Below are 20,871 nucleotides of genomic sequence, written 5' to 3' on the forward strand. Positions count from 1 at the left end.
AGGGCAACATGGGCATCATGCCGAAGACTTCAGCGCGCCTGCTGGCGTTGCTCTCGCTGCTCCAGGCGCGCCGCGACTGGCCGGGGGCGCTGCTGGCCGAGCGGCTGGACATCAGCCCGCGCACCGTACGCCGTGACGTCGACCGCCTGCGCGAGCTCGGCTATCCCATCGTGGCCTTCAAGGGGCCGGACGGCGGGTACCGGCTCGACGCCGGAACGGAGTTGCCCCCGTTGCTGTTCGACGACGAGCAGGCCGTCGCCCTGGCCATCGCGCTCCAGATCGCCACCACCACCGGCGCCGGCATCGAGGAAGCCGCGGCGCGGGCGCTGAACACCGTCCGGCAGGTCATGCCCGCACGGCTGCGCCGCCGGATCGACACCCTCCAGGTCACCGCTGTCGAGCGGCCCGCGATCCGGCCGGACGCACAGGCCGACAGCGGCGTGCTCACGGCGCTCAGCGCCGCCGTCCACGCCCGCGAGGTGCTGCGCTTCGACTACGCCCCCGCGTCCCCGCCCGGGGCGGACGACACCGGCGCGCCGGCCCCGCCGCGCCGGGTGCAGCCCCATCATCTCGTCACCTGGGGCGGGCGCTGGTACCTCGTCGCCTGGGACCTCGACCGCGAGGACTGGCGCACCTTCCGCGCCGATCGGATCACCCCGCGCACCCCCAATGGGCCCCGCTTCACCCCTCGCGAGCTGCCCGGGGGCGACGTGGCCGCCTTCGTGGCCGGCCGGTTCCGGGGCTCCGACGGCTCCGGCGACTGGCCCTGCCGCGGCGAGGTGATCCTCCACCTGCCCGCCGCCGAAGTGTCCCGCCACACCCGCGACGGCGTCGTCGAGGAGCTCGGCCCGAACCGCTGCCGGCTCGTCCTCGGCTCGTGGTCATGGCCTGGCCTGGCCGCCGCCATCGGCAGGTACGACGCCGACATCGAGGTCGTCGGCCCGCCGGAGCTCAAGGACGCCTTCGCCCACCTGGCCCGCCGCTACGCCGACGCGGCGACCGCCACCCCTGCCACGCCGCCCGCGCCGGGTTGCGCCCCCACCTCCGCCGGGCGATCATCCCTTCGATGAGCGTCACGAACAGCGGGCCCCCGGCCCCGCGACTGGCCCACATACGGACCCGCTGGCTCAGCGCCGTAACCGCCGCCCTCGACAGCGACCCGCGAGTGGCCGGCGCCGGCCTGGTCGGCTCGCTGGGAGCCGGTCACGCCGACGACTGGAGCGACATCGATCTGCTCGTCGTCGTGGACGACGCACGTATCGACGACTACGCGGCACCCGGCCGTCTTCCCTCCGGTCCCGGCAAGCCGGCAGTCGCCTTCGACGCGCGCCACAACGGCCCTCGCGGCACCAGGGCGGTCAGCGGACAGTACGTCGTCGACGGACTCCCGCTCTGGGTCGACTGGCACATCCACCCGGTCTCCCAGGCCGGCTGGACCGTCGACAGCACCGTCATCTTCGACCGGCGAGGACTCGGCCGGCTCGCGACCACCTTCGCCGAGCACCTGAACGCCGGTGAACACGAGCCGGCCACAGCCAAGGGCCCCGACGATCACCAGGCGTTGCGGCTCGGGCTCGTCCCGGTGGCGGGCAAGCGGATCGCCCGCCGCTCACCGGACACGGCCCGGATGATCGAGTTCCTCGGCGGTCCCCATGCGCCCGCCGCCTCCTGGAGGGACCACCTCGCCACCCTTCGCCGGTTGCTCGGCGGATTCGCCGCCACGGGGCCGCCCGCCAGCGTCTCGGCCGGGCACGCCTACCTCGACCTCGTGGCGGAAACCCTCTGACTGGATGGCGCGGCTGTCTGGGCCCGGTCTCACACGCCCATAAGGTCCTCGCGGCCGGCAGTGTCCAGCCGGCCGGAGGGCAGGTCGCGCAGGCGGCGCAGAGGGCCGGCGAGCAGGATCAGGCCGCTCAGCGCGAACCCGATCAGCATCACCCACAGCGCTGCGCGCACGCCGAGCGCACCGGCCAGTGCCCCGGCCAGGACGCCGCCCAGCGGCATCGCGCCGAAGTTGACCATCTGCACGCTGGACGTCACCCGCCCCATCAGCTCGCCCGGCACGTACGTCTGGATGAAACCGGAGAAGACCACGTTGCCCGCCACGACCCCCGCGACGATCATCACGCCGCCCAGGACGAACAGCGCCAGCCCGGCTCCGCGCTCCGCCAGCGGGATCAGCAGCCCGGTGGGGGCCAGGCCGGCTTTGCCGAGCAGGACGGCCCGCGCGCTGCCGAACCGCGCCGCCATCGGGCGCGCGACCATGGCGCCGACGATGCCGCCCAGGCTGGTGGCCGCGATCAGCAGACCGGTCTGGCCCGCGCCCAGCCCGACGTCGTCGACCAGGAAGAGCACGGTCAGCGACGTGTAACCGGTCAGCGCCAGGTTGGCCGCGCAGCCGTACAACGTGTTGGCGCGGAGCAACGGATCGCGGGCGACCAGGAGCAAGCCGTCGCGGATCTCGGCGCGCAGGCGCCGGCGGGGCCTGCGGACGGGGGTTTCGCGGCGTTCGATGCGGATGAGGCAGACGGCCGAGACGGCGAAGGTGGCGGCGTCGGCGATCAGGCCGCCCACCGCCGAGAAGAGCTGGGCGAGCAGCCCGGCGAGGCCGGGGCCGGCCAGGTTCGCCACCTGCTCGCTGCCCTGGAGCTTGGCGTTGGCCTCCAGCAGGTCAGGCCCGTCCACCAGGAACGGCAGGTACGCGCGGTAGGCGGTCGCGAAGAACACCTTGGCGGTCCCCGCGGCCAGCGCGACCACGATCAGCTGGCCGATCGTCAGCCGGCCGAGGGCGGCGGCGATCGGAACGCTGAGGAAGGCCGCCATCGACGCCCAGTCGGCGGCCAGCATCACGCGGCGGCGGGGGAGGCGGTCCACCCAGACACCCGCCGGCAGGCCGATGAGCAGCCAGGGCAGCCAGGTGGCCGCCGCCAGCACGCCCACCGCCAACGGCGGCGCGTCCAGCACGGTCACCGCCACCAGGGGCAGCGCGACGCCGGTGACGGAGCTGCCCAGGCTGCTGACGCTCTCCCCGACCCACAGCAGCCGGAAGTCGCGCCGGCGCAGCAGCCCGAACCGGGTCTTCGCGGTGCTCGTCACGGCCGGCCCGGAACCGCGCGGGCGAAGGTGAAGACGGTGCCGCGGTCCCGGCCGTCGTCCGGCAGCTCGCGCTCTGCCCACCTGTTCATCACGGCCTTGAGCTCGGCGGCGTATTCGGCCAGCTCTTCGTCGGTGACGCGGATCCAGGCCTCGGCCGAGAACGGGCCGAGCGGCCAGCGTTCCTGCTCGGACTGGGGCTGGTCCGCCCAGCGGCGCACGTGGCCGGTCTGCCGCTCCAGGTTGAGCGATTCGACGGCCCGCGCCACCGCCTCACCCGCGGCGTCGTCGGCGAAGTCGGTGGAGGACCAGCAGAGCGTGGGAGTGGTCCGGCGCCACCAGCGTTCGCGCCGGTCGCGGGCCAGCTCGGGCGCCTCCTCGATCAGTTCGGCGGCCGCCAGGGCGCGCAGGTGGTGGCTGACGTTGCCGACCGCTTCCCCGGTGTGTTCGGACAGGGTGCTGGCGGTGCACGGGCCGTTGAGTTTCAGCAGGTCGAGGAGGCGACGGCGCACGGGGTGCGCCATGGCGGCCAGGACCCGGGAGTCGGTGATCGCATGATCGTCGTCGGGCACAGCGAGGAGCGTATACGGACAAGAGGCATTGCACAACAGCTCTTGTACGTATGCATCCAGGCGGCCCACGCCGCCGGAGCCGGTGATCGCCCCGTTCACCTTGGTGTCGGTGCCGGCGTCGATGGTGACCTGCCTAGGATCGGAGGTCGACCACTGATCCGAGGGGGCGGGAGGCCCGGGTGGAGTTGACCGGCACGTTGGCGGAGGCCGACTGGGAATCGCATCGCGCCGCGGTCTTCGGGGCGGCCTACCGGATCCTCGGCACCGTGACCGAGGCCGAGGACGTGACGCAGGACGTCTGGTTGCGCGCCGCCGCCGCCGACCTGTCCGAGGTGCGGGATCTGCGGGCCTGGCTGGTGACCCTGGCCGCCCGGACGTCGTACAACGTGCTCATGTCGGCGCGGGTCCGGCGCGAGTCCTACGTCGGCCCCTGGCTGCCCGAGCCGCTGCTGACCGGGCCCGACGCCGCCGCCCAGGTGCTCCTGGACGAGTCGGTGAGCACCGCGATGCTGGTGGTCATGGAGCGGCTCACCCCCGCCGAACGCGTGGCGCTGGTGCTGCACGACGTCTTCGACCTCCCGTTCGGCCGGATCGCCGAGGTGCTCGGCGGCACGCCCGCCGCGAGCCGCAAGCTGGCCTCCCGCGCGCGGGCACGGGTCGCGGCGGCCGAGGAGCCGCCCCGGGCGTCCAGGGCCGAGACCGAACGCGTGCTCAAGGCGTTCAAGGCGGCCGCCGACGCGGGGGACCTGGCCGGGCTCGTCGAGCTGCTGCACCCCGAGGCCGTCTACGTCGCCGACGGCGGCGGCAAGGTGACCGCCGCGCGCAGGCCGGTCCGGGGCGCGGAGCGCATCGCCCTGCTGGCGGTCAGGCAGATCGAGCTCAGACGCCCCGACGCGTTCCAGATCATCGAGGTGAACGGGCACCCGGCGCTGGCGACCTACCACGGCGGCGAGCTGGTCTGGCTCGACACCGTGGAGATCGCCGACGGGCGTATCACTGCGTTCAGGAGACTGGTCAATCCCGAAAAACTCGCTCACCTCGGTCACATCTGAACCCGCCGTCTTGTCTCCCTGCCGAACCATCCCCGGGATGAGAGAAGGACGAGACAGTGGCACACATTGTGATCATCGGAGGCGGTTTCGCGGGCGTGTGGAGCGCGGCGGGAGCGGCGCTGGCCCGCGGAGAGGCGGACCTGCGCATCACGCTCATCGCGCCGGACGAGCACATGGTGCTGCGGCCCCGCCTGTACGAGCCGGAGCCGGACCTGGCCAAGGTGGAGCTCGGCAGGGTCCTCGAACCGATCGGCGTCGAGCACCTGCGGGCCCGGGTGAGCACGATCGACACCGGCCGCCGCGTGGTGGTGGCCGACGGCGAGGAGATCGGCTATGACCGCCTCGTGCTGGCGGCGGGCAGCGAACTCGTCCGTCCCGAGGGCCTGCCCGGCGCCGAACGGCTCTTCGACATCGACACCCTGGAAGGGGCCCGGCGGCTGACCGGCCATCTGCGCGAGCGGGAGGACTACTCCGCCGTGGTCGTCGGCGCCGGGTTCGTCGGCCTGGAGGCCGCCACCGCGCTGGCCGCCAGGGGCCGGGTGCTGCTGGTGGACCGGTCGGAGGTGGTCGGGGACCAGCTCGGCCCGGGCCCGCGCGAGGCGATCGAGGCGGCGCTGGACGAGCTGGGCGTCGAACGCCGCCTCGGCACGACGGTGACGGAGGTCGGCGAGGGACACGCCGTCCTGTCCGACGGCACCAGGGTCGAGGCGGACGCGGTGGTCTGGTGCGCGGGGATCAGGGCCAGCGAGCTCACCCGGCAGATCTCCGACGAGCTCGACCACCTCGGCCGGGTGCCGGTGGACGAGCGGCTGCGCGCCCTGCCCGAGGTGTTCGTCGCCGGGGACACGGCCGCGGCGGCGTTCGACGCCGAGCACACGGTCATGCAGGCCTGCCAGCACGCCACCCCGCTCGGCAAGGTCGCCGGGTACAACGCGGCGGCCGACCTGCTCGGCATGCTGCTGCGCGACTTCACCCCCGGCCCGTACGTCACCTGCCTGGACCTGGGTGGCGCCGGTGCGATCTTCGCCCGGGGCTGGGACCGCAGGGTGATGGCCTCGGGCGCCGACGGCGCGGACATCAAGAAGCTGATCAACCAGCTCATCCACCCGCCGGTCGACGACGCCTCGAAGATCCTCGCCGCCGCCGGCAGCGTCTACCTCGAGCTGCCCTTCTTCCCTCTCGACGAGCTCGACGAGCGGAAGGCCGCCCCCGCTGCATGAGCCCCGTACCTCCGGCACGGCTCGTCGGTCTCGGGTCCGATGAGCCTTCCCTGCCGTTCGTGTGAGCCATTCGCCGCCCCGGTACGTCAGAGTAGGCATGAAGATGTGGCGGATCATGCTTCCACCGGTGCTCGTCCTGGCCCTGGGCGCCTCGGGGGTCTCGGTGGCGCACGCGGACGGACGACAGGCGCGAGCGGACGTGCGAGAGGGAGTGGAGGCGCAGCGAAAGACGCTCGTCGACCTCCGGGAGCAGGGCGGTTTCGCGGGACTCGACAACCGGGTGCGGGTGTTCACCGACGGCTGCGGTCAGTTCAGCCGCCGCACCGGTCCGATCGTGAGCTCGTGCCTGACGGGCAAGGAGCTGCGCGGGCTCCGGACCGTTCTGCAGAAACTGAAGGTCGGCACGTCGGAGCCGCAGCCGCAGGGGGCCGACTTCCTCAAGTACACGCTCACCTACAAGGGCCACCGGGCCAGCCGATACACGCCGCCCGCCACCTGGCAGCCGGTGGTGCGGCACCTGGAGAAGCTGCTCACCAAGTACGGGTCGCACGGCTGAGCGTCCCCCTCACCTGACGACCGGTCCGGCCGGGCACCGCTGGTCCACACGTACGGCGGGCCCGGCCGCGGGAGCGCCAGGCGGCCGGGCCGCGGGGCGTCCTAGACGATCTCGAGGTTGGCCATCATGCCCATGTCCTCGTGTTCGGCGTTGTGGCAGTGGAAGAGGTAGCGGCCGCGGTAGCCGTCGAAGCGGGTGATGATCTCCACGGCTTCGCCGGGCCGTAGCGAGACGGTGTCCTTGAGTCCCGCGTCGTGGGGCAGCGGGGGCCGGCCGCTGCGTGAGAGCACCCGGAAGCCGACCAGGTGCAGGTGGACAGGGTGATGGACGTCGGCCACGAGCCGCCAGACCTCGACGTCGCCGAGCCGGGTGGTGACGTCGGTGCGGGCGGGGTCGAACGGCAGGCCGCCGATCAGCCAGCCGTGGCCCGCGTTCATCCGCCCGGCGCGGAAGGAGAACTCGCGCACCCTGACGGCGTCCGAGCGCCGCCAGGCCGGCAGGTCGGTGGACAGGGTGCGGGGGATGCGGCTGTCGTCGGCGGCCGCACGCGCGACCCGGAAGGCCATCACGTCGCGGGTACGGCCGGAGCCGAGCCGGTTGACCACCCTGACGAGGCCGCCGATCGGGACGCCGGAGAAGTCGACGACCACGTCGTAGCGTTCCGCGGGCGCGATCGGCAGCAGCCGGTGGGTGACCGGGGCGGCGAGGAGTCCCTGGTCGGCGCCGATCTGCACGAGGTCGAGCCGGCGCCCGTCCTCGGTGACGGCTTCGAGCTCGTAGTGACGGGCGTTGGAGGCGTTCAGGATGCGCAGCCGGTGGCGGGCCGCGTCGACCTCGTGCACGGGCCACGGCGCGCCGTTGACCAGGATGACGTCGCCGAGGACCCCGGCGAGGTACGGCTCGCGGACGCCGGGCCGTCCGCGCAGCGTGGGGTCGAGGGCGGGGTAGGCGAGTCTGCCGTCGGCGGCGAACGCGCGGTCGGCGATCATGAGGGGCAGCTCGCGCGGCCCGGCGGGCAGGCCGAGCGCCTCCTCGGCGTCGTCGCGGACGAGATGCAGGCCGGCCAGGCCGCGCCAGATCGCGGGGGCGGTGAAGTCCATCCGGTGGTCGTGGTACCACAGCAGCGTCGGCCGCTGGTCCAGCGGGAAGGTGTAGTCCCGCGTCAGCCTGGTCACCACGGCTCTCGGGTCCCGCATGCCGTGCTCGGAGCCGTGCTGCATGTGCTGCATGTGCTGCATGTGCTGCTCGGAGCCGTGCTCCATGTGCGTGGCGGCGTCGTGCCGGCCTTCGGGCAGGACGAGGTCCGTCGGGTAGCCGTCGGAGGCCGCCGGGGTCCGTCCGCCGTGCAGGTGCACGACGGTCGGTACGGGCAGCTCGTTGCGGTGTGTCACGGTGATCGGCCGCCCGCGGCGCGACTCGATCGTCGGCCCGGGGAAGGTGCCCTCGTACGTCCACAGCGGCGTCTTCACGCCGGGCAGGATCTCCGCGCTCGCCTCCCGCTGGGTGATCTCGTAACGGTCGGCGCCGCCCGCGGTGCCGACCGGCTTCAGCACGGCGGGAATCGGCAGCGGCACCTGGAACGGCGGCGGCAGCGGCACGGCGCTGCGCAGCTCGGCACCGGTGGTCGGCGGCCGCCGGGCCAGCGCGGCCGAGGCCGACAGGCCGGTGGCCGCCGTCAACCCGAGCGCCCCGCCGATGCCCAGCGCCCGCCGCCTGGTCATGCCGCGGCTGTCACGCACTCCGGGCCCCCTCACGAAGGAGAGGCCGGCGCCACACGTCGATGAACTGCACCACGACCGCGACGACGGTCATCACCCCCAACGGGAGGTGCAACCACAGCGCGCCGTTCAGCCCGGCGAAGTACTGCACCGTCTCGGCCGCAACCACCGCCGTCGTGGCGAGGAACGGCCAGACCTGGCGCAGCCGGACCCAGACCGCGATCGCGACGATCGCCTGCAGGTACCCGATGGAGGTGACGACGTCGGCGCCGGCCGCATGCAGGCGCAAACCGTCGTAGTCACCGGTCAGATACACCCCGGCGAACACCGGCTGACCGGCGATCGCCAGCACGTGCGCGCTGACGACGGCCCGCAGCGTCCATCCCGTGGGTGTGGTCCGGGGCGCGGCCACGGTGAGCATGGGGACTCCTCCCGGCTCCGTTCTCGATTTGTGCACGACTCCGACGTTATGACTTCGAAGTTATTTTCTCCAAGATCAATATTGTTATGTAGTTATGCGTCGGACGTTATGGTGTCGTCGGCTCCCTCGGTCGTATCCGCCCTCATCGGTACGACTTGTGAGGTCGGCGCGTCACCTCACATTTCGCGGTGCTGTGACGTCGTACTGCTCGGGGGAGCGCATCACCACGAGGACCCCATCATCGCGATCAAGGAGAGACGACATGTCGACAGCTCAGGAAGCACGCAACAAGGAGACGTACCACCGCTTCCACGAGGCCATCAACAGCGGCGATCTGGAGATCATCTCGAAGGCGATCGACGAGGTCATCCACCCGGACGCGCGCTTTCACACGACGGAGCTGACGGACATGACGGCGGTGCAGGCGCAGAAGCGCATCTGGGAGGTACTCCTGCGCGCGTTCCCCGACATTCACGTAGCGGTCGAGGACCTGCTCGCCGACGGAGACAAGATCGTCGCACGGCAGACGGTCACCGGCACCAACTCCGGCGCCTACCGCGGCATGCCCCCGACCGGCAGATCCGTCACCTACAACGAGATCTTCATCGCCCGCTTCGCCGACGGCCGGATCACCGACCTCTGGGGAGTCGTCGACGTCTACTCACAGCTGCGGCAACTCGGCCTCGTCCAGGCGTAGTACCTCGCCGGCTCACGGCCGCTGTCTCGTCGGCCGTCAGTGGCGGGCTCAGCGGCTCACCGGGGTCTCCCGCTCCATGTGCGACAGCTTCTCGGGGTTGCGCACGGCGTAGAGCCCGGTGATGAGCCCGTCGTCGATCCGCACCGCCACGACGGTGTCGAGCTCGCCGTCGAGGTGGACGGTCAGCGCCGGGTGGCCGTTCACCTGTGCCGGCCGTAGCGACGCCGTGCTGGTGATCCTGCTCAGCACCTGGGCCACCATGCCGGCCCCGATGACGGGAGCCAGCGCGGCCTGCTTGATTCCGCCGCCGTCCGTCAGCAGGACGACCTCGGGCGCGAGGATGTCGAGCAGGCTCTGCAACTCGCCGGTCTGGACCGCTCGCTGGAAGGCCTGGAGCGCGGCTCGGTGCTCGGCCGGGGAGCCGGTGCCGCGCGGGCGGCGGGCGGCGACGTGGGAGCGTGCCCGGTGGGCGATCTGGCGGACCGCGGCCGGGTTCTTGTCGACGGCCTCGGCGATCTCGTCGTAGTCGAGATCGAACACCTCGCGCAGCACGAACACCGCCCGCTCGGTCGGCTGAAGCGTCTCCAGCACCAGCAGCATCGCCATCGAGACGCTGTCGGCCAGCTCGACGTCCTCCGCCACGTCGGGCGCGGTCAGCAGCGGCTCCGGCAGCCACGGGCCCACGTAGGACTCCTTGCGGCGGCCGAGCGCACGCAGCCGGCCGAGCGCCTGCCGGGTGGCGATCCGAACCAGGTAGGCGCGCTGATCCCGCACGGTGGCCAGGTCGACGCCCGCCCACCGCAGCCAGGTCTCCTGCAGCACGTCCTCGGCGTCGGCCGCCGAGCCGAGCATCTCGTAGGCGACGGTGAACAGCAGGTTGCGGTGGGCGACGAACGCCTCGGTGGCGGGGTCCGGGCCGTCGTGCCCGCTCATGTCGTCGCCGCGGTCCGCGGGCGTGCTCTCCGGCCTGCTCTCCGGCGTGCCGGACATGGGCGGCTCCTGTTCGTTCTTCGTCACACCCATCAGACGCCGGCCCCGGCCGTTCTGTGACACCGGGACGGTGGCCCGTCCCTGTGGCGTACGTCACCACGCCGCGCCGTCACAAGGACCGGGCCGTCGGCATCTTGTGTTCGTTCGGCCCAGCCGGGCCAGTTCGCATGAACGATTCGCATCACGAGAGGAATGTCATGACCGCAGCGCTTGAAACCCTTCGCCGTGACTTCGGCGGCGACATCATCGAACCGGGCGGAGCGGAGTACGAGTCGGCCCGTCGCTCGGTACTGGCCTCGGGCAGCCCGGCCTACGTCCTGCGGCCCAAGAGCGTGGGGGACGTGCGGGCGGGTGTCAGGTTCGCCGCCGCCGCGGGACTCGTGCTGTCCGTGCGAGGCGGCGGCCATGCCTTCGCGGGCTTCGGCACCAACGACGACGGCGTCGTGATCGACCTCGGCGGCCTCGCGGACGTGGAGGTCGTCGACAAGGAACGTCACCTCGTGCGGATCGGCGGCGGCGCCACCTGGGGTCAGGTCGCGGCCGCCCTCGCCCCGCACGGCCTGGCGATCTCCTCGGGCGACACCAGGAGCGTCGGCGTCGGTGGGCTGACGTTGACCGGCGGCATGGGCTGGAAGGTCAGGAAGTACGGTCTGGCCCTGGACAACGTGGTCGCCGCGGAGGTGGTCACCGCCGGCGGAGAGGTCGTGCGGGCGAGCGCGCAGGAGAACCCGGAGCTGTTCTGGGCGCTTCGCGGCGGCGGCGGCAATTTCGGGATCGTGACCGTCTTCGAGTTCGCGGCACACCCGACGACAGACGTCTTCTACGGCAGGATCGCCTTCCCGGCGGCGGAGGCGGCCGGCGTGCTCCAGGGGTGGGCGGACCACCTCCGCACCGCCCCCGAGGAGCTCACCTCCATCGCGAGCTTCGCCAACCCCTTCGCCGGCGGCCCCGAAGCGCCGGTCGAGATCCAGGTCGCCTTCGACGGCGACGACCCGGAGCTCGCGGCCCGGGCCATCGACCCGATCCGCCGGCTCGGCACGGTGATCGACGACGACGTCGCGCTGAAGCCCAATGAGGACATACTCGTGGACGGCGTGACCCCGCCGCCCGGCATCCGGCTCGTCACCCGGAGCGCGTTCGTCGGCAAGGAGTCGGTGCCCGAGGTCCTGCGGATCCTCGCCGAGACCGGGGCATCGCAGGGATCGCCGTTCATCGCCGTTCGCAGCGTCGGCGGCGCGGTGTCGCGAGTCCCCGACGACGCCACCGCCTACGCGCATCGCCGGGCGGAGCTGATGGTCGTGACCACCAGCGCGGGTCCGGAGGCGGTCGTCGAGGCCGCGCGTCCCGCTCTGGAGGCGATCTGGGGGAGACTCGCGCCTCACGTCGACGGCGCCTACGCGAACTTCCTGGCCTCCGCCACGGAGGAGGATGTCGCCGCGGTCTATCCGACCCGGACCTACCAGCGGCTCGCGGCGGTCAAGCGCCGGTACGACCCCGCCAACCTGTTCGCCGGCAACCACAACGTCCGGCCCTGACGAGGGTGCGGTGGCCGGCCGTCGCCGTAGGCATCGCCACCTGCCGCCTCCGCCGGCGTCGGCGGGTCACAGGGACGGATGCGGGCGCAGATCGCGGGGAACGGACCGGCCGGGGGCGAGTCCCGCCGTCCACGCCGCGGCCACGGCGGCGTCGAGCACCGTCCGCACCGGCAGGCCCCGTTCGGCCGCCAGCCGGGCGGCGGGCTCGTACTCCGGCGTGGCCTGCACCACGACGCCGTCCCGGTGGCCCACCTTGACCGGCAGCCGGGCGCCGAGCGCGTCCACGTGCACCCAGCCGCGTTCGAGCGCGGTCTTGCGGACCGTCCGCTCCCGGACGCCCAGGGTCGTGGTCAGGTGGAACATGGCCGCGCGGAGCTCGTCCGCGTGCCCGGGAGGGGACAGCACGCTCAGCGTGTGGGCGGGGCGGCCCTTCTTCATGAGGATGGGCACCAGCCAGGCGTCCGACGCGCCCGCCTCCATGAGGGCGGACAGGACGCTCGGCCACACGCGCGGGTCCAGGTCGTCCACGTTGGCCTCCAGGACCACGGCCTCCGCCGGGACCACGGCCTCGGCGGGACCGGCCCCGGGGGCGCCGACGAGCACCCGTACGACGTTGGCCCGGCCGGGCGTGTCACGGGCGCCCGCGCCGACGCCCGTGGCCTCCAGCCGCATGGGCGGCAGCTCCGTGCACTCCCGGGCCAGCGTGGTGACCAGCGCCATGCCGGTGGGCGTGGCCAGCTCGCCCTGGCCACCGGCGTGGATCCGCCAGCCGGCGGCGAGCTCGGCGACCGCCGGGACGGGCACGGGCAGCTCCCCGTGCGCCGTGACCACCCGCCCGGAGCCCACCGCCACCGGCCCGGCGCTCACCTCGCTCACATCCAGGTCGTGGAGGGCCGCGCAGACACCGACCACGTCGGCGATGGAGTCCCAGGCGCCCACCTCGTGGAAGTGCACCTCGTCGGCCTCGATGCCGTGGACGTGCGCCTCGGCCCGGGCGAGCTCGGCGAAGACCGCCAGCGCGTTCTCCCGCACCGGCTCCGCCGGCTCGGCCCGGGTGAGAAGCAGGCGGATGTCGCGCCAGGTGCGGTGATGCCCGTGGCCGGCCGGCGTGACGTGGGCCCGCGTCGCGCGCAGCCCCGCACGGGTGACCTGTTCCCGGCCGAGACGCACCTGCCCCGGCACGACGGCCTCGACGGCGGCCCGTACCGTCTCCAGCCGGGCGCCGGCGTCGAGCAGCGCGCCCAGCAGCATGTCCCCGGCGACGCCCGCCGAGGCGTCGATCCACGCGTGCCTCATCGGCGCAGCCGGTAGAGGACCTCGCCCGCCTGGGGCACGACCAGCGTCTCCGGGTCGGCGGCGAACGCCTCGACGTCGACCTCTGCCGGGTCGAGGTAGCCGAGGTTCGCCCGTCGCACGACGTCCTCGGGGATGCCGGTGGCCAGGGTGACGGTCACCCGGCAGCGCTCGCCGTGCTCCTCGTCGTAGGTGCCCGCGCCGCGCAGGTGCGTGGAGTGGGCCAGCACGCCCCAGTGCAGGTGCTTGAAGCGGTCCCACTGCCGGGTGAAGTAGTCGCGGCAGTGGTAGCCGATCTGCTCGATCTCGGGGTGCATCGCGGAGATCGTCGTGACGTGGGGCGCGTACAGGACGACCTCGCCGCCGTCGGCGACGACGGGCTCCAGCTTGTAGAAGCCCTTGGCGGCGGTCCACATGTCGTCGTACTTGGCCGGGATCAGCGACAGCACCCTGCGCACGGGCGCGTCCAGGTAGCGCACGTGGACCTCGGAGGACACCTCGGCCGCCGCCGCCCACGCCCGCTGCGGCGGCCCGTACGCCATGGCGTGCAGCTCGTCGGAGCCGGACCGCACGACGACGCACAGCGCCAGCCGGCGGGCGGGGATGAGCGAGGCCGCCTCGTGGATGAGCGCGCGCACCGGGGTGACGCCGCGCGTGCCGATGATGTCGGCGCTGGTGATGAGGGCGCCCAGCCAGTGCGACAGGTCGATGATGTCGGCCCCCGCCACGCCGGGGAAGAAGTACTTGTCGCCGCCGGAGAACCCCACCACCTCGTGCGGGAAGACCGGCCCGATCACCAGCGCCACGTCGTGCTCCACGACCGCCCGGTTCAGCCGTACGTCCACCTCGTGACGCAGCAGCCCGCCGGACAGCTCGCCGACCCGGTCGGCGCCGATCGTGCCGAGCGAGACGAACGTGGACGGCTCCCACCACGCGTGGTTGAGCACCGTCATCCCCGGCAACGGCGGAACGTGCGCGGCCAGCTCGGCCTCGCCCATCGGCGCGTGCGTGCCGAGCGCGACCAGCACGGTCAGCCGGGAGACCCGGCCGTGCAGCGCCTCGTGCACCGCCGACAGCAGCAACGGCAGCGGGCAGCTCCGGGTGCCGTCGGGCACCACCAGGCACACGCTGCGGCCGTCCAGATCCTCCTCCGCCAGCCGCTCGGCGACGAAGCTCCTGATCCGCTCCTCGGTGAGGACGGCGTCAGGCCCTCCGATCCGGTACGTCATGGAGGCCAGACGACCACGGCCGCCCCCGCGGGCGCAAGCCGGCGGGGGCGACCAGGGCGAGACGGATGGCGACGAGGGCCGGTTCCGAGTACCTGCGGAAGCTACCTGGCGATCGGCGTCACCGCGATCCTGTCGACGATCGGGGCGTACTTCGAGCGGAGCAGGATGTCGGGGAAGGTGTCGGAGATGTAGGTGCCGCCGTCGAAGCTCGGCAGCTCCTGGGAGGCGAAGGTGACGGTGTTGGCTCCCTTCCTGAGCTGAACCGGGACGCTCAGCTCCCAGAAGTTGCCCGCGTGGAAGGAATGGGGGAACCAGGTCCGCCGGGGCTGGGCGCCGTTGACGGAGATCTCGGCGTGGCGGGCCAGCGGGTCGGGATTGTAGTGGGAGGCGGGGGACTGCTCGGGGTTGGCGTAGCGGACGGTCAGCGCGTACGTGCCGTCGGCCGGGGCGGTGACGTCGAAGGTGAGGGTGTTGGCGTTGCCGGGAGCGCCGCCGACATCGGTGACGGCCTTGCCGCCGCCGGCCAGCGGGTGGGCGATGACCCTGGCCGTGCCGGCGAGGCGGGCGGCCTCGGCCTCGTACCGGACGGGCTTGAGCGTCCCGTCGGTGTCGGTGACGCGCAGGCGGTCCAGCGCCAGCTTGCCGGCCTGGCCCGTGACAGTGATCTTGTTGACGCCTCCGGACAGGAACGCCTTCACCGTGGTGTCGGCGCTGACGCCGGTGAGGCGCCGGCCGTTGACGTCCAGCAGGCCTCGGCCGCCGCCCTGGGTGTCGACGTTCAGGGTGGATTCGCCGTCATCGGGGGAGTAGACCCAGAAGGTGGCCGTCTGGTCCTTGGAGACCGTCGCCACGCCGGACCCGGAGACCTTCTTGCGGGTGTAGTCGGTGCCGGCGCCCTTGAGGGTGGCGTACTCGGCCTCGTAGATCGTCTCGTCCGCCGCCGGATTGGCCAGCGACAGGTCGATCTTGTCGATGAGTGCGTCGCCCTTCGTGGAACGGGTGCCGTCGAGGCTCCTGGTGGCCAGGGTGACGACGTGCTCGCCCTTGGTCAGCTCGACCTTCGTGTCGGCGTGGTCCCAGACCAGCCAGCGGTAGCCCAGGGGCAGGTGGAGCTCCTGCTCGGCCTTGCCGTCCACGCGGAGGAAGACGTTGGTGGGCCCCTGCTCCTTGACGGCGTCGGCGGTGTTCTGGGAGTTGGCGAAGACCGACAGGTCGTAGGTGCCGTCCCGCGGCACCGAGACCTTGACGTCGAGCGTCAGGTCGGAGCCGGTGCGCAGGCCGCCGACGTCGTGACGGCCGGAGGTGTAGTACCGGCCGACGTCGTCGGGCGAGCCCTGGGGACCTTCGCGCCGGTAGGCGCTTCCGGTGTGCGCCGCGTCCTCGGCCTCGTAGGTGCTCTGCCACAGCTTGGTCGCCTTGGCGGGGGAGGTGGCGTTGCGGCCGGGGGTGAGGATGATCTGGTAGGCCGAGGACTCCTTCAGCTGCGGCAGCACGTCGCCGAAGGCGAAGGCCACCGAGCCGTCGCTCACTTGCTGGTCGAGCTCGGCGACGACGTCCGGCTGGGCCGAGTCGCCCACCTGGCCGGTCCACGGGATCTCCTGGACCAGAGCGTGCACGGTGCCGCCGAACAGTCTGGTGTCCACGTGGTCGAAGCGGACGCCGGCCTTGCCCGAGGTGCCGCCGAACAGGGCACGGGCCTGCGCCTTGGCCCTGTCCAGGGTGGCGACGCCCTGCAGGGTGTAGCTGACGTCCGGGCGCGGCGGCGTGACCTTGACGGTGTCGCCGGACAACCGGCTGTAGGCGTTCAGCAGCCACCACTGGCCGTTGCCGCGGTTGGCCTGGACGGCGGAGTCGGACAGGTTGCCGTCGATGTTCCAGTACGCGATGTCGGCGTCGACCTTCGACTCCTCGATGGCCGAGGCCCACTGGATCATCTGGCCGGGCACCGAGGTGTGGTAGTTGTGCGCGTACTCGTTGAGGTTGATCGGCAACCGCTTGCCCGCGTAGGCGGTGCCGTCGAAAGCGGCCTGCTCCCACTGCCGGTACGTGGCGACGGCGCTGCGGATGTGGGCCGGTTCGGACAGCTCGTGCCAGGTGACGACCTCGGGAGCGGTGCCGGCCTGCGCCGTGTGCCGCAGGAAGCCCTTGACGCCGTCGTAGAGCCAGCTGGTGTTGGGGCCGGCGATCCTGGAGTTCGGCATCCTGCCCTTGATCAGCGCGTTGACCTCGTCCCAGGCTTTGAAGAAGTACTGGGGATCGGCGAGCCAGCTGACGTTGTTGTAGCTCCACGAGCCGCTGCCGAACATGTTGCCCTCGGGCTCATTGAACGGCACGAAGACGACGTTGTCTTGATATTTCGGGTCGAGCTTGCGGACCTGGTCGACCTGCTTGGCGATCTTGGCCTTGTAGTCGTTCAGCCGCTCCTCGGGGGTGTCGCCGGGCCACTGGTAGGGGAAGCCGCGGTAGATGTCGGTCATGTAGATGTACACGTCGCCGTCGGTGGCGTCGGCCAGCGGCTTGACCACCTCCAGCGCGTCGGCGCCGGGGTGTTGCGGGCCGTCCTGGGCCTTGGTCGACACGGTGCGCAGCCCCATGCCCTCCAGCAGGTTGCCCGTGGGGACGCCTTCGCCGTAGACGCCATACAGCGTGCCGGACGCGCCGCCGTGGAAGGGCCCGGTCGGGGCGCCCAGATCGACGGTGAGGTTGTTGGCGATCACCTTGACGGTGGCCTCGACCGGGGTGCCGTACGCGCTGCCCTTGACCGTGAATTGGCCGGGCTCGGCGTACCGTGCCGGGTCGATCGGGTCCCAGGTGACCGCCACGCCGCGGCGGATGCCGTCGGAGAACTCGGCGGTGGCGGTCTTGGGCAGGTCGGGCGCGATGCCGGTGTAGGTGGTGACGCCGAAGGAGGTCCGCTCCATCTTCTTCAGCGTGGCCAGGTGGTCACCGGCCAGCTCGGCGACCTGCTCGGGGCTCATGGCGGCGTCGTAGACGCGGAAGTCGTCCAGGTCGCCGGCCAGGAACGGGTGGCCGCCCCAGAACGCCTTGCCCAGGAAGCCGGAGGTGGTGTTGCCGTCGGCGTGCATCACCGCCGCCAGGTCGATCTGGGCGGCGGTGCTGCCGATGGCCGCGCCGTTGACGTAGTAGGTGAGGGTCCTGCCGTCGATGGTGGTGACGAGGTTGACCCATCGGCCGGTGGGCAGCTTCTGCGTGCCGGGGACGCCGACTTCGACGCTGCCGTTGACCGGCTTGATGGAGGAGCGGGTGGTGGCGTCGCCGGCGAAGGACGGGGTCACGAAGGTGGCGGTGCCGGCGTCCTTGCCGAGGTTGTAGACCCACTGGAAGTCGGGCCCGCCGTCCCAGCTGAGCCAGGTGGAGATCGTCATGGCGTGGCGGTCGCGGAACAGGCCGCCCGGAATCGTCACGTAGGGGGCGGTGGCCGAGCCGTTCGCGCCGCCGGGCAGGGACAGCGCCTGCGTGCCGTCGGCGCCGGCGGCGGTGGTGGCCGAGCCGGGGTTGACCAGCGTCCCGTCCAGCCCTGAGGGGGATCGGTCCTCGACGGTGCCGCTCGACAGGTCGCCTTCGAAGTCGTAGTGCAGGACGAGTGCCGGGCCGGCGGCGGCGGCCGGCAGGGCGGCCGCCGGGATCGCGGTCGTGGTGAGGACGGTCAGCGTGAGGGCGGTGGCGAGGGCGGTGGCGGTGGCGAGGGCGGTGTGCGGCTTGCGGCCGAAAGTCCGCCGGGACAAGGGAGGTGCCATGCGCTTTCCCCTTCGGGGGGTGCGGGGGAGTAGTCGAATCGATTCGGCGAATCGATTCGACTGGACGATAGGCGTCATGCCGCGGAGCGGTCAAGAGCCCGAAACACCGCCGACACGCCGGGGCCGTGCCGCCGACACGCACGGCCGTGCGTCGGGCCGGGAGTCGGGTCCGCCGTGTCCCCGGGTCAGGGGCGGTGCCGGGTCAGGGGCGGTGCCGGGCGGGTCCGGTCGTGCCGCGCAGCGAGATCGGCGGGGTGAGCAGAAGACGGCGATGCGGGGCGAGCGGGTCGGCGATGCGCTGGAGGAGCAGCTCGACCGCGTGCGCGCCCATGTCATCGGCGGGCACGTCGGCGGCGGTCAGCGGCGGGTGCAGGTTCTCGGCCCAGTGCCGGGCGGCGACGCCGGCGACGGAGAAGTGCGCGGGCACGGCCAGGCCCGCTCCGGCCAGCGCTCGGTACATGCCGGCGACGGCGGCCTCGTTGATGGTGGCGATGGCGGTCAACTCCGGGTGCTCGGCCAGCAGCCGCTCGACACACGCCTGCCCGGCCTGGGCGTCGTCCCCGGAGCAGACCCGCACGCCGCGCAGCCCGCGCTCGGCGAGCGCGCGGTCGAAACCGGCCTGGGCGCGGTGGCCGGGTCCGTAACCGGCGGCGACCAGCTCGGCGTTGCGGTTGACCAGGGCCACGTCCCGGTGGCCGAGGTCGGCCAGGTGGTGCACGCAGGAGGCGATGAGCGTCTCGTAGTCGAGGTCCACCCAGGACATCTCCTCCGGATGGCTGGTGTGGCCGATGCCGACGAACGGCATGCCGGCGCCGTTCAGGCGGGCGACGCGGTCGTCCTCGAGCCGGATCTCCATGAGGATGACGCCGTCCACGCGCCGGCCGGTGACGACGCGTTCGAAGGAGCGGTCGTGCTCGCCGCCCGAGGGCGACAGCAGGACGTCGAGGTCGGCGCGGGCGGCGGCGTCGACCACGCTGGCCACGAAGCCCAGCTGCATGTCGGTCAGGCGCCGGCCGGCGGGCGGGATGACCAGGCCGATCGTGCGGGTGCGGCCTTCCTTCAGCGCCCTGGCGGTGGCGTTGGGCCGGTAGCCCAGCTCGTCGATCACCGCCTGGATGCGCCGCTTGGTCCCCTCGGACACGGGGCGCTTGCCGGTGAGCGCGTACGACACGGTGCTGCGTGACACACCTGCCCGCTTGGCGATCTCCCCGATGTTCACCCGCGCGCTCCTCAGTCTGGCAGTCGGCCGGAGACCATCGTAGGTCGAATCGTTTCACGCCGCGGCCCTTCCCTCCCGGGGTCCGTGACGGGGATGTGTCACGGACCGCACACCGTGCCTCCCAGCCCATTGACGCACACGACAGGCCGGGCCTATGTTCGGTCGAACCGATTCGCCGAATCGGTTCGACCGCGGCCCGAGAACAGCCGCGTAACGCTGCGGAGGTCACGCCAAATGAGTTCAGCGTCAAGGGGCCGGCGCGCGGCCGGCATGAGTCTGGCGGTCCTGGCCGCCGCCGGTGGACTGGCGGCCTGCTCGTCGTCATCGTCTGACGGCGGCGGCTCGGCGAGCGCCGGCCGGACCGCCGCGGGCGGCGGCGCCTACACGATCTGGGACCCCTATCCGCAGTACGACAAGAGCTCGGAGTGGGTGAAGCTGCTCCAGGCGTGCGGCACCCAGGCCGGGGTGACCGTCGAACGGACCGGCTACGACACCAGCGACCTGACCAACAAGGCCCTGCTGGCGGCCCAGCAGGGCAACTCGCCGGACGTGCTGATCGTGGACAACCCGGTCGTCTCCACGCTGGCCGAGGCCGGGGTGCTGACGACGACCGAGGAGAACAAGCTGGACGTCTCCGCTCTGGCGCCCAACCTGCTGGCGGCCGGGCAGAGCGGCGGCAAGACCTACGGCGTGCCGATCGGCGCCAACACCCTGGCGCTGTACTACAACAAGGACGTCCTGACGAAGGCCGGGGTGGACCCCGCCGGCGTCAAGGACTGGGCGTCGCTGACCGCCGCGCTGGAGAAGGTGAAGGCGGCCGGGAAGAAGGGCATCACGTTCTCGGCGATCGGCACCGAGGAGGGCAGCTTCCAGTTCCTACCCTGGTTCTGGGGCTCCGGTGCGACCCTCACCAAGCTCGACTCGCCCGAGGGCGTCGCGGCGGTGACCCTGTGGCGCGACTGGCTGAAGAAGGGCTACGCACCCAACTCCGTCATCAACAACACGCAGACCACCAGCTGGCAGGAGTTCGCCGGCGGTGATTTCGCCTTCGCCGAGAACGGCACCTGGCAACTGGCCAACGCCAAGAAGACCGGCTTCGCGTACGGCATCATCGCGATCCCGGGCAAGGACGGCGGCACCGCGCCGGCGCCGACCGGCGGGGAGTTCGTCAGCATCCCGGTGCAGTCCGACACCGCCCGCTACGTCGCCTCGCAGAAGCTGGTGGCCTGCCTGACCAGCACCGACAACTCGCTGAGCACCACGACCACCCTGTCCTACATCGCGCCCACCGAGGCGGTGCAGGCCAAGCAGGTCTCCGCCGCCCCGGAGCTGCGGGTGTGGGTGGACGCGGTCAAGGCGGCCAAGGGTCGCACCAGTGACGATCTCGGCACCAAGTACCCGAAGATCTCCGAGCCGATGTGGGGCGCGGTGCAGGCCGCGCTGAGCGGGTCGAAGCCTCCGCAGGAGGCGATGGCCTCGGCACAGACGGCCGCGGCGAGCGCGACGCAGTAACCCGCG

Annotated in this window: 17 protein-coding genes; 8 read left to right on the forward strand and 9 right to left on the reverse strand. The window is 72.3% G+C overall.

Going from position 1 to position 20,871, the window contains the following annotated elements:
* The first annotated feature begins 17 nt into the window (after nucleotides 1–17).
* On the forward strand, nucleotides 18–1,070 hold the full coding sequence (locus ACIBG4_RS25725) for a helix-turn-helix transcriptional regulator (protein WP_397203974.1): 1,053 nt from the start codon (nucleotides 18–20) through the stop codon (nucleotides 1,068–1,070).
* Nucleotides 1,067–1,786 carry a nucleotidyltransferase domain-containing protein gene (locus ACIBG4_RS25730; protein WP_397203975.1) on the forward strand — a complete coding sequence of 240 codons (720 nt, stop codon included), beginning with the start codon at nucleotides 1,067–1,069 and terminating at the stop codon, nucleotides 1,784–1,786. The genes ACIBG4_RS25725 and ACIBG4_RS25730 overlap by 4 nt, the downstream gene beginning before the upstream one ends.
* A 29-nt stretch (nucleotides 1,787–1,815) precedes the next feature.
* Here ACIBG4_RS25730 and ACIBG4_RS25735 read toward each other — a convergent pair whose 3' ends face one another.
* Both ACIBG4_RS25735 and ACIBG4_RS25740 read right to left on the reverse strand, forming a co-directional pair.
* Nucleotides 1,816–3,096, reverse strand: coding sequence for an MFS transporter (locus ACIBG4_RS25735; RefSeq protein WP_397203976.1), 1,281 nt, complete (start codon nucleotides 3,094–3,096; stop codon nucleotides 1,816–1,818).
* Complete coding sequence (locus ACIBG4_RS25740) at nucleotides 3,093–3,665, reverse strand: ArsR/SmtB family transcription factor (RefSeq protein ID WP_397203977.1); 573 nt, start codon at nucleotides 3,663–3,665, stop codon at nucleotides 3,093–3,095. Before ACIBG4_RS25740 ends, ACIBG4_RS25735 begins: the two co-directional genes overlap by 4 nt.
* Nucleotides 3,666–3,844: 179 nt before the next feature.
* On the opposite strand from ACIBG4_RS25740, the gene sigJ reads away from it, so the two are divergent.
* From sigJ to ACIBG4_RS25755, 3 genes are all read left to right on the forward strand, one after another.
* On the forward strand, nucleotides 3,845–4,717 hold the full coding sequence (sigJ, locus tag ACIBG4_RS25745) for an RNA polymerase sigma factor SigJ (RefSeq protein ID WP_397203978.1): 873 nt from the start codon (nucleotides 3,845–3,847) through the stop codon (nucleotides 4,715–4,717).
* A 56-nt stretch (nucleotides 4,718–4,773) separates the two neighbouring features.
* Nucleotides 4,774–5,937, forward strand: coding sequence for an NAD(P)/FAD-dependent oxidoreductase (locus tag ACIBG4_RS25750; protein WP_397203979.1), 1,164 nt, complete (start codon nucleotides 4,774–4,776; stop codon nucleotides 5,935–5,937).
* A 115-nt stretch (nucleotides 5,938–6,052) separates the two neighbouring features.
* A complete protein-coding gene (locus ACIBG4_RS25755) occupies nucleotides 6,053–6,493 on the forward strand; it encodes a hypothetical protein (RefSeq protein ID WP_397203980.1) in 441 nt (146 codons plus the stop codon).
* A 101-nt stretch (nucleotides 6,494–6,594) separates the two neighbouring features.
* Here the strand turns inward: ACIBG4_RS25755 and ACIBG4_RS25760 are convergent, their stop codons facing one another.
* Together ACIBG4_RS25760 and ACIBG4_RS25765 are read right to left on the reverse strand one after the other, a co-directional pair.
* A complete protein-coding gene (locus ACIBG4_RS25760) occupies nucleotides 6,595–8,232 on the reverse strand; it encodes a multicopper oxidase family protein (RefSeq protein ID WP_397203981.1) in 1,638 nt (545 codons plus the stop codon).
* Nucleotides 8,225–8,632 carry a hypothetical protein gene (locus tag ACIBG4_RS25765; protein ID WP_397203982.1) on the reverse strand — a complete coding sequence of 136 codons (408 nt, stop codon included), beginning with the start codon at nucleotides 8,630–8,632 and terminating at the stop codon, nucleotides 8,225–8,227. Before ACIBG4_RS25765 ends, ACIBG4_RS25760 begins: the two co-directional genes overlap by 8 nt.
* A 262-nt stretch (nucleotides 8,633–8,894) precedes the next feature.
* Between ACIBG4_RS25765 and ACIBG4_RS25770 the strand changes: the two genes are divergently transcribed.
* Complete coding sequence (locus ACIBG4_RS25770) at nucleotides 8,895–9,329, forward strand: ester cyclase (RefSeq protein ID WP_355441558.1); 435 nt, start codon at nucleotides 8,895–8,897, stop codon at nucleotides 9,327–9,329.
* Nucleotides 9,330–9,377: 48 nt separating this feature from the next.
* Here ACIBG4_RS25770 and ACIBG4_RS25775 read toward each other — a convergent pair whose 3' ends face one another.
* On the reverse strand, nucleotides 9,378–10,262 hold the full coding sequence (locus ACIBG4_RS25775; protein WP_397204003.1) for an RNA polymerase sigma-70 factor: 885 nt from the start codon (nucleotides 10,260–10,262) through the stop codon (nucleotides 9,378–9,380).
* A gap of 254 nt (nucleotides 10,263–10,516) precedes the next feature.
* Here ACIBG4_RS25775 and ACIBG4_RS25780 point away from each other — a divergent pair, with 254 nt between their 5' ends.
* A complete protein-coding gene (locus tag ACIBG4_RS25780; protein ID WP_397203983.1) occupies nucleotides 10,517–11,854 on the forward strand; it encodes an FAD-binding oxidoreductase in 1,338 nt (445 codons plus the stop codon).
* A gap of 66 nt (nucleotides 11,855–11,920) precedes the next feature.
* Here ACIBG4_RS25780 and larC read toward each other — a convergent pair whose 3' ends face one another.
* The 4 genes from larC to ACIBG4_RS25800 all read right to left on the reverse strand — a co-directional run bounded on the left by larC (nucleotide 11,921) and on the right by ACIBG4_RS25800 (nucleotide 19,353).
* Entirely contained in the window at nucleotides 11,921–13,150 is a 1,230-nt protein-coding gene (larC, locus tag ACIBG4_RS25785) for a nickel pincer cofactor biosynthesis protein LarC (protein WP_397203984.1), read from the reverse strand.
* The gene (locus tag ACIBG4_RS25790; RefSeq protein ID WP_397203985.1) at nucleotides 13,147–14,376 is read right to left on the reverse strand and encodes a lactate racemase domain-containing protein; all 1,230 of its coding nucleotides are present in this window, start codon (nucleotides 14,374–14,376) and stop codon (nucleotides 13,147–13,149) included. Before ACIBG4_RS25790 ends, larC begins: the two co-directional genes overlap by 4 nt.
* Nucleotides 14,377–14,477: 101 nt before the next feature.
* A complete protein-coding gene (locus ACIBG4_RS25795; protein WP_397203986.1) occupies nucleotides 14,478–18,134 on the reverse strand; it encodes a LamG-like jellyroll fold domain-containing protein in 3,657 nt (1,218 codons plus the stop codon).
* A gap of 202 nt (nucleotides 18,135–18,336) precedes the next feature.
* Nucleotides 18,337–19,353, reverse strand: coding sequence for a LacI family DNA-binding transcriptional regulator (locus ACIBG4_RS25800; RefSeq protein ID WP_397203987.1), 1,017 nt, complete (start codon nucleotides 19,351–19,353; stop codon nucleotides 18,337–18,339).
* A gap of 270 nt (nucleotides 19,354–19,623) precedes the next feature.
* On the opposite strand from ACIBG4_RS25800, the gene ACIBG4_RS25805 reads away from it, so the two are divergent.
* On the forward strand, nucleotides 19,624–20,865 hold the full coding sequence (locus ACIBG4_RS25805) for an extracellular solute-binding protein (RefSeq protein ID WP_397203988.1): 1,242 nt from the start codon (nucleotides 19,624–19,626) through the stop codon (nucleotides 20,863–20,865).
* The last annotated feature ends 6 nt before the right edge of the window (nucleotides 20,866–20,871 follow it).

It is taken from the genome of Nonomuraea sp. NPDC050383, from assembly GCF_044459125.1.
Lineage (GTDB): Bacteria > Actinomycetota > Actinomycetes > Streptosporangiales > Streptosporangiaceae > Nonomuraea.